Source organism: Roseicyclus marinus (genome assembly GCF_030163795.1).
Classification (GTDB): Bacteria; Pseudomonadota; Alphaproteobacteria; order Rhodobacterales; family Rhodobacteraceae; genus Roseicyclus; species Roseicyclus marinus.
This window is the reverse complement of sequence record NZ_JASJOF010000002.1, coordinates 423,767-436,287: the sequence shown is the minus strand read 5'-3', so window position 1 is coordinate 436,287 and position 12,521 is coordinate 423,767. Positions and strand designations below refer to the sequence as shown.

The following is a 12,521-nucleotide window of genomic DNA, read 5'->3' as shown; positions in this document are numbered from 1 at the left end:
TTAACCCTTCCTCAAGAAAGCGGCCGCGATCTTAACCTTTGGTCAATCGAATTTCCGCGACGGGGCCAGCACCACGGCCTCGCCCTTCAGCACCACGGTCTTGCCGACCCGGCAATGGGTGGCCAGCGTCACGCGCCGGCGGCCATGGTCGATCTCGGTTACCTCGACCTCGGCATGAACCATGTCGCCGGGCCGGACGGGTGCCATGAATTTCAGCGTCTGACCCAGGTAGACCGTGCCATGCCCCGGCAATTGCTCGCCGATCACGGCGGAAATCAGCCCCGCGGTCAGCATGCCATGCGCGATCCGCCCCTCGAAGATCGTGTCGCGGGCATAATCATCGTCCAGATGCACCGGGTTCCGGTCGGTCGAGACCTGCGCGAACAGCTCGATATCGGTGTCGGTTATCAGCTTCTGCAAAGACCGGGTCATCCCGATCTCCAGATCCTCGATGACGATCGTGCCGGTCGTGATGTTGTCGAGCATGGCGGGCACCTTTTGCATGATGGTGCGGCTATACCCGATTCCCCCACGCTTCTGCAATGCAGAAAGAAATAAAATGCCCGAGCGACCCCGATATGTCGCAATTATGTTGCGCAGGCGATCCCACCCTAGCTGTCCCGAAACACCGCAAACGGCACGGCTCCGCCGCCCGTCACGTTTCCCAATCGCTTGATTTTACCGCAGCATCCCGATGCAGTAGCTCGGCTCCATCTCCGCCGTGGTCAGGAACCGCGCCAGCTTTGCCGGGTCGGGCTGATCCTCGGTCCCGGTCTCGGCCCGCGCAAGGCCCCCGGTGATGAAAAGCGTGTCGATGCTTTCGCCCAGACCGCCCAGAACATCAGTCAGAATCCCGTCGCCCACGGCCAGGATGCGGTCGTCGGAAACCGACCGGCCCAGCTGTTCCAGCCGTCGCCGCGCAAGGTCGTAGATCGGCGGATGGGGCTTGCCGAAATAAAGGCTTTCACCGCCCATCTCGGTGTAAAGCTGCGCCAAGGCACCCGCGCACCATTCCCGTGTCTCGCCCCGGTCGACCACGAGATCGGGATTGGCACACAGGAGTTTCAGCCCGCGACTCTTGGCCAGCAGGAACTGCGGCCGCATCACCGCCGGGTCCGCCATCGGGTCGAAGGGGCCGGTACAAACGATCCCCTCCGCCTCTTCGAGCGCGACTTTCTCGATCTCGACCGGGTTTTCCAACAGCTGCAACCGCTCGAAGAACGGGGCGTCATGCGGCTCGCCGATATGCCAGACCTTGCTGCCCACCACGCCCTCGAACATCGCCTTGCGCGCGCTGTCGCCCGATGTGGCGATCACGTCCCAACAATCGCTGGGCACCCCCAGCCGGTCGAGCTGCTTGGCGACGCTGGCGCGCGGGCGGGGGGCATTTGTCACCAGCACGACCGTGCCGCCCTGCTCTCGGAACGCCCGCAGCGCCGCGACCGCGGCGGGAAAGGCACGAACGCCGTCATGGACGCAGCCCCACAAATCGCAGAAGAGCGCGTCATAATGCTCGGTAATCTGGGCCAAGCTGTCGATGATGCGGGTCATGGGGGCGCTCCTGTCAAAGGTCAGGGGCGGTTTAGGCGGTCCTGCGCGGCCCGTCGAGGGATTGCGCCGTCAAAGCCGTCGCCTGGGCAAGTTTTTCCCGCGAAAGATCGCGCCGCACGGTGCCTGACCACAGTCGGTGCAGCCGCCGGGGACGGGGAGGGGGCGCTGCCCCCGGTCGCGCCTTGCGCGCCCTCCCCCGGAGTTTTCGTGCCAAGATGAAGGCAGGCCCCGCCTTGGGGCCGGCCGGTCAAAGGGCGAGGTTGGGGATGATCTGTTTCTTGCGGCTGACCACGCCCGGCAGGACGATCGTATCGGCCCCGCCCACATCCGCGCCAAAGCTTTTCGCGGCGACTTGTGCCACCAGATCGTTCGGCACCAGCAGCGTGGATTGTTCGTTCAGGATATCGACGACGAACAAAAGCACCTGGTCCGCGCCATCCTCAGTCGCGACCTTTGGCATCGTCTCCATCAGGCTCGCCTTGCGCGACAGAACCGTCTCGGGCGAGGTGGTTTCGAGCACGCTGACGCGGAAGGTCTTGCCGCCGACCTCGTAGGTCTTGCTGTCCATCCGCAGAAGTTCAGCGTCGGAGAAGGCCGAGACATCGGATTTCGCCGCGAACATCTCGGCGGCGTAATCGGGGATCGACAGGCCCAGTTCCGCGGCCAGCGCCTCGGCCACGGCGCGATCCTCTGGCGTGGTAGTGGGAGAGCGGAATTCCAGCGTATCGGACAGGATACAGGTCAGAATGGTGGCCTTCAGCCATTCGGGCGCTTGGGCGATATCTGCGCCGATCATCTTGTGCAGGATCGTGGCGGTGCAGGCCAAGGGCTCCATCCGGATCTCGATCGGACCCTTGGTTTCCAGACCGCCGACCAGCTTGTGATGGTCGATGATGGCGCGGATATCGGCCCCGTTGATGCCCTTGGGCAATTCGGCGGGGTTGTTGGTGTCCACGATCACCACCGGCTGGCCCGGTTCCACATCCGCGATGATACGCGGCTTGGGCAGGTCCCAGCGCTGCAGGAGGAAGGCCGCCTCGGTGTTGGGTTCGCCCAGAAGGACAGCTTCGGCCGGATCCTTGCGGATCTCGTTGAGGTACCAGGCCCAGATGATCGGCGAGCCGGTGGAATCGGTGTCGGGGGAGGTGTGGCCGAAAACGAGCGTGGTCATGGGTTCATTCCGCGGATTGGATCTGTTTGCGCCGCGTCATAGCGAAGCCCGCCGGGCTTGTCAGGGGGGCAAGTGTGCCGCAGGCCGTCGGGCGCTGCGCGCGCGGTGCCTCGCGGCGAATATCCCGTGCAGGCGACCTGTTGACACGGGCGGAGCCTGTCCCTATCTCCGCGGTGTTGGCACTCACCCCGGTCGAGTGACAACACCAGAGTTGCAACCGAACCCATAGGGAGAGTTCGAGAGATGGCATTCACACCGCTTCACGACCGCGTGCTGGTCCGCCGGATCGAATCCGAGGAAAAGACCAAGGGCGGTCTGATCATCCCCGACAGCGCCAAGGAAAAGCCCTCCGAAGGCGAAGTCATCGCTTGCGGCCCCGGCGCACGCAAGGATTCCGGCGAACTGATCGAGATGGCAGTCAAGGCCGGTGATCGCGTCCTGTTCGGCAAGTGGTCGGGCACCGAAGTGACGATCGACGGCGAAGAACTGCTGATCATGAAGGAAAGCGACATCCTCGGCATCCTCGATGCCAAGAAGGCCGCCAAGGCCGCCTGATCCTTTCCGACCAACCGAAACGCAAATTCAAGGGAGCTATCCAAGATGGCTGCTAAAGACGTACGTTTTTCCACCGACGCCCGGAACCGCATGCTCAAGGGTGTCAACATCCTCGCCGATGCGGTGAAGGTGACCCTCGGCCCCAAGGGCCGCAACGTGGTGATCGAGAAATCCTTCGGCGCGCCCCGCATCACCAAGGACGGTGTGTCGGTCGCCAAGGAAATCGAACTGGAAGACAAGTTCGAGAACATGGGTGCGCAGATGGTGAAGGAAGTCGCTTCCCGCACCAATGACGAGGCCGGCGACGGCACCACCACCGCGACGGTTCTGGCCCAGGCCATCGTCAAGGAAGGCATGAAGGCGGTTGCCGCCGGCATGAACCCGATGGACCTCAAGCGCGGCATCGACATGGCCACCTCCAAGGTCGTCGAGCACATCAAGGCCGCTGCCCGCGACGTGACCGACAGCGACGAAGTCGCCCAGGTCGGCACCATTTCCGCCAATGGCGAAAAGGAAATCGGTCGCCAGATCGCGGATGCGATGCAGAAGGTCGGCAACGACGGCGTCATCACCGTCGAAGAGAACAAGGGCCTCGAGACCGAGACCGAAGTCGTCGAAGGCATGCAGTTCGACCGCGGCTACCTGTCGCCCTACTTCGTCACCAACCCCGACAAGATGGTCGCGGAACTCGATGACGCGCTGATCCTGCTGCACGAGAAGAAGCTCTCGTCGCTGCAGCCGATGGTCCCCCTGCTCGAAGCCGTGATCCAGTCGGGCAAGCCGCTCCTGATCATCGCGGAAGACGTGGAAGGCGAAGCGCTGGCGACCCTCGTGGTCAACAAGCTGCGCGGCGGCCTCAAGATCGCGGCCGTCAAGGCACCGGGCTTCGGTGACCGCCGCAAGGCCATGCTGCAGGACATCGCGATCCTGACCGGCGGCCAGGTGATCTCCGAAGATCTCGGCATGAAGCTCGAGGGCGTGACGCTCGACATGCTGGGCCGCGCCAAGAAGGTCCTGATCAAGAAGGACGACACCACGATCGTCGACGGCGCGGGCAACAAGCCCGAGATCGAGGCGCGCGTGTCCCAGATCCGTCAGCAGATCGAGGAAACCACCAGCGATTACGATCGTGAAAAGCTGCAGGAACGTGTTGCCAAGCTGGCGGGCGGCGTTGCCGTCATCCGCGTCGGCGGCATGACCGAGATCGAGGTGAAGGAGCGCAAGGACCGCGTCGATGACGCGCTGAACGCAACCCGCGCCGCGGTTCAGGAAGGTGTCGTGGTCGGCGGCGGTGTGGCGCTCGTGCAGGGTGCCAAGGCGCTCGAAGGCGTCACCGGCGACAACTCGGACCAGAACGCCGGCATCGCCATCGTGCGCAAGGCGCTCGAAGCACCGCTGCGCCAGATCGCCGAGAACGCAGGCGTCGACGGTTCGGTCGTTGCCGGCAAGATCCGCGAATCGAACGACAAGAGCTTTGGCTTCAACGCGCAGACCGAAGAATATGGCGACATGTTCAAGTTCGGCGTGATCGACCCGGCCAAGGTCGTGCGCACCGCGCTCGAGGATGCGGCATCCATCGCGGGCCTCTTGATCACCACCGAAGCGATGGTGGCCGACAAGCCCAAGAAGGACGAGCCCGCAGGCGGCGGCATGCCCGACATGGGCGGCATGATGTAAGCGCATCCTGCAAGGATGCGCGTAACCCCGACAGGGTCGTTTCCAAGGGAAACGATCCCGAGAGGGGGAAGCGTCACCAAGCAAAGGGGCCCTCGGGCCCCTTTGTCATGTCCGCCCGCCGCCTACCCCCCGCGCGCCTGAAGCGCCCTCAGAATCTCCATCGCCTCCTCCGCCCGTGCGGCAGGAACGAAGACATGATCGTGGTGGAAGGCCGCGACCATGTTGCAGGCGATGCCGTTGCGCGCGAGCGCGCCGGATACTGCCGCCGTCAGCCCCACACCATCGAGCGCGGAATGAACCCTGAGCGTGATGCGCCGCATCGCATCCGCCGCATCGTCCGCGGCGAGAACGATCAGCGATATGCCTTCCTCCTCCTCGAAACTGGCCACCGCCTCGACGCGCAAACGCTCTGCCTCGGCGCGGTCGGTCGTGCTGAAAAACCGATAGGCGCCTTGCCAAAGTACGGGATCCATGCCGCCGATCATTTCGGCAGCGGTGCGGGCGAGATCGGGCATCGGCATCTCCGTTCGATTGTGACGGCACAGGATGCCGCGCCGCCATCCCCCGTGGCAAGATGCCGGGCGGTTGTGGGCCGGGCGGGCGCATGCCATGGTCGCCGCGACGCGGCATGGACACATTCGGGACAGCGCACATGGACAAGATCGGCGTTATCGGTTTGGGCCGCATGGGCGCGGCCATGGCAGAGCGTTTGGCGGGGCAGGGCGTTCCCGTTACCGGTTGGACGCGCAGCGGGCGCGCGGTCGACGGCGTATCCTCCGCGCCCGATCTGGCGGCGCTCGTCGCGACCTCGGACGTTCTGATCCTGAGCCTGTACGATGACATTGCCGTGGCCGACACGCTCGACGGGCTTTTGTCGCTGGACATCGCGGGCAAGCTTGTCGCCGAAACCAGCACGGTCGTCCCCGCGATCGTCAAATCCCGCGCGGAACGCTTCGCGGCCAAGGGTGCCATGATCGTCGATGCCCCTGTCTCGGGTGGGCCCGAGATGGTCGCGGCAGGCAGTTGCGGTTTCTTCATCGGTGGCGCAGCGGATGCAGCAGGCCGCGCGCAGGCGGTGCTTTCGGCGCTGACGGACCGCATCTTTCATGTCGGCCCGCTCGGCACGGGCCTCGTGATGAAGGTGGTGAACAACGCGCTGATGCAAAGCTATACCGCGGGCCTTGTCGAACAATTGCAGATCGCCGCCCGTGCGGGCCTGCCGCTCGAAACCGCGCTGACCATCCTGACGGGCGGGCCGGCCGGCCTGCCCATGGTGCGCGACCGCCTGCCCCGCATCCTCGGGCAGGACGACAGCGTCGGCTTTCCGATCAGCGGTGTCGCCAAGGACAATGGCGTCTTTCGCCGCGTGGCCGCCGAGGCGGGGGTCGCCACCCCCACGCTCGATGCCTTCGCATCCCTGCTCGATGAGGCACAGGCTGCAGGCCTTGCCGATGCCGATATCGCGGCGCTGATGCGCCGGGGCTACCGCGATGAATGACCTGCCGCCGCTCCGTCTGATCGGGGCCGAGGTGCTGTTGCCCGATGGTTTCGCCCGCACCGATCTGTCGTTGGCCGAGGGGCGGATCACGGGCGGCGGCGGGCGCGAGATTGATCTCACGGGTTTCCGCATCCTGCCCGGTATCATCGACCTGCATGGCGACGGGTTCGAACGTCACATGGCGCCGCGACGTGGCGCGGTCGAAAGCCCCGCTATGGGCCTTGCCGCGCTCGATGCCGAATGCGGTGCCTGCGGTATCACGAGCGCGACCCTCGCCCAATTCTGGAGTTGGGAAGGGGGTATGCGCGGCCCCGAATTCGCCGCCGCTCTTGCCGAGGCGCTGGCCGATGCCCGGCCCCTGACCGACATGGTGCTGCAATTGCGCGTCGAAACTCACATGCTCGACACGCTGGATGCGATGCGCGATCTCGTGGCGCGGTTCGGCATCGGCTACGTCGTCTGGAACGATCACCTGCCCCACAAGGAACTGGCCGCCGGCAAACGCCCGCCCCGCCTGACGGGCCAAGCGCTCAAGGCCGGGCGGTCCCCTGAGGCCCACGAGGCGATGTTGCGGGTGCTACATTCCAACGACCCCGATGTGATGGCCCGTCTTGCCCCCATAGCGGAGGAATTTCGCGCCCTGGGCGTCCGGATGGGCAGCCATGATGACCACACCCCGGCGGATCGGGCCAAGTTCCGGGCGATTGGGGCCGAAATCAGCGAATTCCCCGAAACCCTTGTCGCCGCCCAAGCCGCCAAGGCACAAGGCGATCCCGTCATCATGGGCGCGCCCAACGTGGTGCGTGGCGGCTCGCACAGCGGCAAGATCGCGGCCGAGACGCTGATCGAGGCGGGGCTCGTCGATGCGCTCGTCTCCGACTACCACTATCCCTCGCTTGCCCGCGCCGCCCTGCGTCTAAGCGACCGCTACGGATGGTCCGTGGCATGGTCCCTCGTCTCGGACGGCCCCGCGCGCGTCATGGGTTGGACGGACCGGGGGCGGATCGCCCAAGGCCTGCGCGCGGATCTGGCTATTCTTGACGGGGCAGGCCGCGTCGCGGGCACCATCGTGGCGGGCCGCGTGTCCCACCTTTCAGGCGCTCTGGCCGTCCGGTGGCTGGCATGAGGCTGATCGCGCTTACGACTCTCGTGATGGTGGCCTTCGCCGCCAATTCTGTGCTGAACCGCGCCGCCGTGGGCGCGGGCCAGATCGGTGCGCTCGATTTCGCGCTGGTCCGCGCCGTCTCGGGGGCGGCGCTTTTGGTGCTTTTGATCCGGCTCCGCCATGGCAGCCTGCCGCTTTTGCAGCCGCGCCGGATGCTGGGCGGCCTGATGCTGACGACGTACCTGATCGGCTTTTCCTTGGCCTACCTTGCGATGGATGCGGGGCTTGGTGCGCTGATCTTGTTCGGTGGGGTGCAGGTCACGATGTTCGCAGGCGCACTTGTCATGGGGGAACGCCCACCTGCCCGTCGCTGGATCGGGGCGGCGCTGGCGTTTTGTGGCCTTGCGTGGCTGGTCTGGCCCGGCGGTTCGGTCAGCCTTCCGGCCTTGTCGGTGGCGTCCATGATCCTCGCCGCCATCGGCTGGGGTATCTATTCCCTCATCGGGCGCGGTTCGGCGGACCCTTTGGGCGATACCGGCGCGGCCTTCGTCTGGGCCACTATCGCGGGATTTCTTGCCGTGCTGGTCCAATCGGGCGGCAACCCCGCCAATGACGCCGCCTGGGCGGGTCTTGCCCTGGCAGTGACATCCGGCGCGGTCACATCGGGCTTGGGCTACGCGCTCTGGTACGAGGTTCTGCCGCGCATCGGGGCGTCCGTCGCGGGGCTGGTGCAATTGTCCGTCCCGGTCATCGCGGCGCTTGGCGGCGTGATCTTCCTGTCCGAGGCGCCCAGCCTGCGGATGCTCGGGGCGGGCGCGCTGGTTCTGGGTGGCATCGCTTGGGGCCTCTGGCCTCAGCGGACCAAGGGTTCCAGCGCGTCGTAATATACGATATCCGACCAGGTCACGTCGGGCAGGCTGTCGGGCTTGTAGCGATAGCGGTGCATGTCGTCTTGTGCGATCAGGTGGCGCTCGGTCACGATCCCCTCGGGGTCGGTCCATGGCGCCAGCGGGTCGCCCGCCACCAGATGCACCCGGAAATAGATGTCCACCTGATGGAAATCATGCCCGGGCGCGTGGAATTCGTTGACCATGCAGGGCGCACCAACCGCCACGCTCAACCCGGTTTCCTCGTGGAATTCCCGGATCAAATTGTCAGGGAGCGAGCTGTGCATCTCCACCCCGCCGCCCGGCGCGCACAGAAGATCGCTTTTCCCCCCGCCCCAGGCATTCACCAGCAGCAGCCGGTTCTCGATCAAGAGCAGGCCGCGAACGGCAAGACGGGGGCGGTTGGCATGTGACATGGGCCAAGAGTGACGCAGCGTTCCCGCGCCGACAATCCCCCTCGCAGCAGGATACTTGCGCGCCTATGTTGCACGCCATGAACAAGATCGTGCCAGTGCTCTCGCTTATCCTGTGTCTCTTGCCCGCCGCGAGGGCCATGGCCCAATCAACGGAGGAGGCCATGACGAATGAGTGCGTGATCCTGCTGCATGGGCTCGCCCGCACCGAAACTTCGCTTTTCGTGATGGAAGAAGCGCTGAGCGCCGAAGGCTACCATGTCATCAACCAGGGCTATCCCTCGACCCGCGCCCCCATCGCGGAACTCTCGGCGGCCACGCTGGTGCCCGCGGTCGCGGCCTGCGGCGACAGGCGGGTGCATTTCGTGACCCATTCCATGGGCGGTATCCTGCTCCGCTACACGCTGGCCCAAGGGGGCGCGCGGCCCGTGTCCATGGGGCGGGTGGTGATGCTGGCCCCGCCCAACGGCGGCTCGGAACTGGTCGATGTCCTGGGCGAGCTCGAGGCCTTTGAATGGATCAACGGCCCCGCTGGGCAGCAATTGGGCACCGGCCCCGCCGATCTGCCCAGCCGCCTGCCGCCGGTGGATTTCGAACTGGGCGTGATCGCGGGTAACCAGACGCTGAACCCGATCTATTCCGCCCTGATCCCCGGCGAGGATGACGGCAAGGTCGCCGTCGAGAGCACCCGCGTCGAAGGCATGGCGGGCCATATCACCTTGCCGGTCACCCATACCTTCATGATGAACAACCCCCGCGTCATCGCCCAGACCATGGCCTTCCTGCGCGACGGGGCCTTTGTCGAGGATCTCGATTACATCGGGGCGCTGGAATCGCTCATCGAATGACGGCGGCTCGGGGCGGAGAGGGCCGTTTTCCCGTATTTTCAGGAAGATGAAGGGGCGGTCGCGCCTCAGGCCGCCCCGATTACGCGGTTGATATGCCCCATCTTGCGGCCCGGCCGCGCCTCGTCCTTGCCGTAGAGATGGACCTGAACGCCCGGGTCGGCGGCAAGCTGGCCCACGCGGGCGACATCCGCGCCGATCAGGTTCTCCATCACCACATCGGCATGGCGCGCACCATTGCCCAGCGGCCAGCCCGCGATGGCACGGATATGCTGTTCGAACTGGTCGACGGCGCAGCCCGCCTGCGTCCAATGCCCGGAATTGTGGACCCGCGGCGCGATCTCGTTCACCACGAGGCCCTCCGGCGTCACGAACAATTCCACCCCCATCACGCCGACATAGTCGAGCGCGTTCAGGATCCGCGAGGCGATCAGCACCGCATCGGTCCGGAGCTTGAGCGGCAGGGCAGAGGGCACCGTGGTGGTCGACAAGATGCCGTCCACATGGACATTCTCGCCCGGGTCATAGGCCGCCACGCTCCCATCGCGCCCGCGCGCGGCGATCACGCTGATTTCCTTCGAGAAGCGCACGAACCCTTCGGCGATGGCGGGGGCACCCGCGAGGCTGTCCAAGGCCGCCTCCGCCGCCTCGGGCGCCATCACGCGGGCCTGCCCCTTGCCGTCGTAGCCGAAGCGGCGTGTCTTCAGGATCGCGGGCGTGCCGGTGACGGCAAGGGCCGCCGCCAGATCGCCCGGCCCGTCGATGGCCGCGAAAGGGGCCGTGGCAAGGCCCAGACCGGCAAGAAAACTCTTCTCGACCAGCCGGTCCTGGCTCACCTCCAGTGCGCGGCGATCCGGGAACAGCGGCGTGGTTTCCGACAGCACATCGAGCGCCGCGGCCGGGATATTCTCGAATTCATAGGTGATCAGGTCACAGGCCTGCGCGAAGCGGCGCAGCGCGTCGAGATCCTCGTAAGGGGCGGTTGTCAGCCCATGAGCCACATCGGCGGCCGGGGCCGCCCCCGGCTCGTAGATGTGGCAGCGATAGCCGAGCCGTGCCGCCGCCATCGACAGCATCCGGCCCAATTGCCCCCCGCCCAAGATCCCGATCGTCGCGCCGGGCGCGAGCGGCTCAGTCATCTTGCGGCACCTCGGGGATGGAGGCCGACAGCGCCGCCCGCCACGCGTCAAGCCGTTCGGCCAGCGCCGCATCCGACGTGGCGAGGATCGCCGCCGCCATCAGCCCGGCATTGGCCGCGCCCGCCGCCCCGATCGCCATTGTGGCCACGGGATAGCCCTTGGGCATCTGCACGATGGAATAGAGCGAATCGACCCCCGACAAGGCCTTGGTCTGCACCGGCACACCGATCACCGGGACCCGTGTCTTGGAGGCCATCATGCCCGGAAGGTGCGCCGCGCCGCCCGCGCCCGCGATGATCACCTTGAGCCCCCGGCCCGCCGCCGCGCGCCCATAGTCCCAAAGCCGGTCGGGCGTGCGATGGGCCGACACGATCCGCGCCTCGTAAGCCACGCCCAGCTCGTCAAGCACGGTGGCGGCCTCGCGCATCGTGGGCCAGTCGGACTGGCTGCCCATGATGATTCCCACCTCGATCTCAGCCATGCGCCTTGCCCTCGCGGCCCCGGATTGAGCGCCGCACTATAGCCGCGCGCGCCCCGGGCGCAATGCGGCGCAGGCCATGCTCAGGCGATGATGTCGGGCGTCAGTTCATCCTCGATCCGCGCGATCTGGTCTTTCAGCAAAAGCTTCTTCTTTTTCAGGCGCTTGAGGGTCAGTTGATCGGGGTTCACCGCGTCGTGCAGCGCCGCGATCGCATCGTCGAGATCGCGATGCTCGCGCTTGAGCACCTCGAGCTTGATGCGCAGCACATCCTCGTGCGTCAATTCGCTGGGGCCTTTGGGGGCGTTCATGCCGGGCGGTCCGATCGCTGGGTCAGTCTGGGTCAGTCTGGGGCAGGCGCATCAGTCTAGCGCGCCGCCGCACGGCCGCCAAGCCTCGCGCATGGGAACCTTGCGCGCCGCCGCCGAAGCTCCATATGAAAGGCAAGGCGCATCGCCGTATCCGGGATGCGTCGCCCATGTGCAGATCGCTTAATCGCAAGGATGTGCCCCGAATGACGAAACTGACGCTTGGATCGCACCCGTTTCTTCTGGGTTTCGATCAACTCGAACGCCTGGTGGAACGCACCGCCAAGGCGGACGCCAATGGCTACCCCCCCTACAATATCGAACAAAAGGGCGAGAACGCCTATCGCATCACGCTCGCCGTCGCGGGCTTTGGCGAGGATGACCTGACCATCACGCTCGAAGATCGGCAATTGGTGATCCGGGGCCGCCAGGCCGAGGCGGATGCCGACCGCGTCTTCCTGCATCGTGGCATCGCAGCCCGCCAGTTCCAGCGCAGCTTCGTTCTGGCCGAAGGGGTCGAGGTCGCGGGCGCATCGATGGAAAACGGGCTTTTGCACATCGATCTGCGCCGCAGCCAGCCCGAAACCGTGGTGCAGACGATCCGCATCAACGGCCGGACCACCACGCGAAAGGAGGGATGAGACCATGACCACCGACCATGACGCCGCCACGCCGCAAGGCCGTCCCATCGTCTACATCCGCCCCGTAGCCGTGGCCGATCTGCCCGACGAGATCCGCGAGCAGGCCAAAGGCATCGAAACGCTCTATGCCATCGGCAGCGAAACCGGAGAGCAACTGGCGCTGGTCAAGGACCGCAAGCTTGCCTTCGTCGTGGCCCGCCAGAACGACATGACGCCCGTCAGCGTGCATTGAGGGGGCATGGCAGGCCGTAGG

Annotated in this window: 16 protein-coding genes; 8 read left to right on the top strand and 8 right to left on the bottom strand. The window is 65.8% G+C overall.

The genetic code is table 11. The features are described from left to right. Positions 1-42: 42 nt before the first annotated feature. The 3 genes from QQK63_RS04930 to QQK63_RS04920 all read right to left on the bottom strand — a co-directional run bounded on the left by QQK63_RS04930 (position 43) and on the right by QQK63_RS04920 (position 2,722). A complete protein-coding gene (locus QQK63_RS04930) occupies positions 43-486 on the bottom strand; it encodes a MaoC family dehydratase (RefSeq protein ID WP_277826954.1) in 444 nt (147 codons plus the stop codon). A 192-nt stretch (positions 487-678) separates the two neighbouring features. Next, positions 679-1,551, bottom strand: coding sequence for a TIGR01459 family HAD-type hydrolase (locus QQK63_RS04925; protein ID WP_277826956.1), 873 nt, complete (start codon positions 1,549-1,551; stop codon positions 679-681). A 247-nt stretch (positions 1,552-1,798) separates the two neighbouring features. Further along, the gene (locus tag QQK63_RS04920; protein ID WP_277826958.1) at positions 1,799-2,722 is read right to left on the bottom strand and encodes a manganese-dependent inorganic pyrophosphatase; all 924 of its coding nucleotides are present in this window, start codon (positions 2,720-2,722) and stop codon (positions 1,799-1,801) included. Between the two features lie 243 nt (positions 2,723-2,965). Between QQK63_RS04920 and QQK63_RS04915 the strand changes: the two genes are divergently transcribed. Together QQK63_RS04915 and groL are read left to right on the top strand one after the other, a co-directional pair. Continuing rightward, a complete protein-coding gene (locus QQK63_RS04915) occupies positions 2,966-3,277 on the top strand; it encodes a co-chaperone GroES (RefSeq protein WP_277826960.1) in 312 nt (103 codons plus the stop codon). A gap of 45 nt (positions 3,278-3,322) precedes the next feature. Continuing rightward, complete coding sequence (gene groL, locus QQK63_RS04910) at positions 3,323-4,954, top strand: chaperonin GroEL (RefSeq protein ID WP_277826962.1); 1,632 nt, start codon at positions 3,323-3,325, stop codon at positions 4,952-4,954. 122 nt (positions 4,955-5,076) lie between these two features. On the opposite strand, the gene QQK63_RS04905 is transcribed toward groL, so the two are convergent. Continuing rightward, positions 5,077-5,469, bottom strand: coding sequence for an ACT domain-containing protein (locus tag QQK63_RS04905; protein WP_277826964.1), 393 nt, complete (start codon positions 5,467-5,469; stop codon positions 5,077-5,079). A 137-nt stretch (positions 5,470-5,606) separates the two neighbouring features. Here QQK63_RS04905 and QQK63_RS04900 point away from each other — a divergent pair, with 137 nt between their 5' ends. The 3 genes from QQK63_RS04900 to QQK63_RS04890 are packed head-to-tail and all read left to right on the top strand — an operon-like array spanning position 5,607 to position 8,441. Further along, positions 5,607-6,452, top strand: coding sequence for an NAD(P)-dependent oxidoreductase (locus tag QQK63_RS04900; RefSeq protein WP_277826966.1), 846 nt, complete (start codon positions 5,607-5,609; stop codon positions 6,450-6,452). Then, positions 6,445-7,578 (top strand): alpha-D-ribose 1-methylphosphonate 5-triphosphate diphosphatase, encoded by a 1,134-nt coding sequence (locus QQK63_RS04895; protein ID WP_277826968.1) that lies wholly within the window; start codon positions 6,445-6,447, stop codon positions 7,576-7,578. Before QQK63_RS04900 ends, QQK63_RS04895 begins: the two co-directional genes overlap by 8 nt. Beyond that, positions 7,575-8,441 (top strand): DMT family transporter, encoded by an 867-nt coding sequence (locus QQK63_RS04890; protein ID WP_277826970.1) that lies wholly within the window; start codon positions 7,575-7,577, stop codon positions 8,439-8,441. The genes QQK63_RS04895 and QQK63_RS04890 overlap by 4 nt, the downstream gene beginning before the upstream one ends. Here QQK63_RS04890 and QQK63_RS04885 read toward each other — a convergent pair. Next, the gene (locus QQK63_RS04885) at positions 8,411-8,860 is read right to left on the bottom strand and encodes an NUDIX domain-containing protein (protein WP_277826972.1); all 450 of its coding nucleotides are present in this window, start codon (positions 8,858-8,860) and stop codon (positions 8,411-8,413) included. The genes QQK63_RS04890 and QQK63_RS04885 overlap by 31 nt on opposite strands. Before the next feature lie 161 nt (positions 8,861-9,021). Here QQK63_RS04885 and QQK63_RS04880 point away from each other — a divergent pair, with 161 nt between their 5' ends. Further along, the gene (locus tag QQK63_RS04880) at positions 9,022-9,705 is read left to right on the top strand and encodes an alpha/beta fold hydrolase (RefSeq protein ID WP_277826974.1); all 684 of its coding nucleotides are present in this window, start codon (positions 9,022-9,024) and stop codon (positions 9,703-9,705) included. 65 nt (positions 9,706-9,770) lie between these two features. Here the strand turns inward: QQK63_RS04880 and QQK63_RS04875 are convergent, their stop codons facing one another. The 3 genes from QQK63_RS04875 to QQK63_RS04865 form a co-directional block, all read right to left on the bottom strand. Continuing rightward, positions 9,771-10,841, bottom strand: coding sequence for a 5-(carboxyamino)imidazole ribonucleotide synthase (locus QQK63_RS04875; protein WP_277826976.1), 1,071 nt, complete (start codon positions 10,839-10,841; stop codon positions 9,771-9,773). Next, positions 10,834-11,322 carry a 5-(carboxyamino)imidazole ribonucleotide mutase gene (gene purE, locus QQK63_RS04870; protein WP_277826979.1) on the bottom strand — a complete coding sequence of 163 codons (489 nt, stop codon included), beginning with the start codon at positions 11,320-11,322 and terminating at the stop codon, positions 10,834-10,836. Before purE ends, QQK63_RS04875 begins: the two co-directional genes overlap by 8 nt. Positions 11,323-11,402: 80 nt before the next feature. Beyond that, positions 11,403-11,630: a YdcH family protein gene (locus tag QQK63_RS04865; protein WP_277826981.1), complete on the bottom strand. Its 228-nt coding sequence runs from the start codon at positions 11,628-11,630 to the stop codon at positions 11,403-11,405. Positions 11,631-11,833: 203 nt separating this feature from the next. Here QQK63_RS04865 and QQK63_RS04860 point away from each other — a divergent pair, with 203 nt between their 5' ends. Together QQK63_RS04860 and QQK63_RS04855 are read left to right on the top strand one after the other, a co-directional pair. Beyond that, entirely contained in the window at positions 11,834-12,268 is a 435-nt protein-coding gene (locus tag QQK63_RS04860; protein ID WP_277826983.1) for an Hsp20 family protein, read from the top strand. 4 nt (positions 12,269-12,272) lie between these two features. After that, positions 12,273-12,500: a DUF1150 family protein gene (locus QQK63_RS04855; protein WP_277826985.1), complete on the top strand. Its 228-nt coding sequence runs from the start codon at positions 12,273-12,275 to the stop codon at positions 12,498-12,500. Positions 12,501-12,521 lie beyond the last annotated feature (21 nt).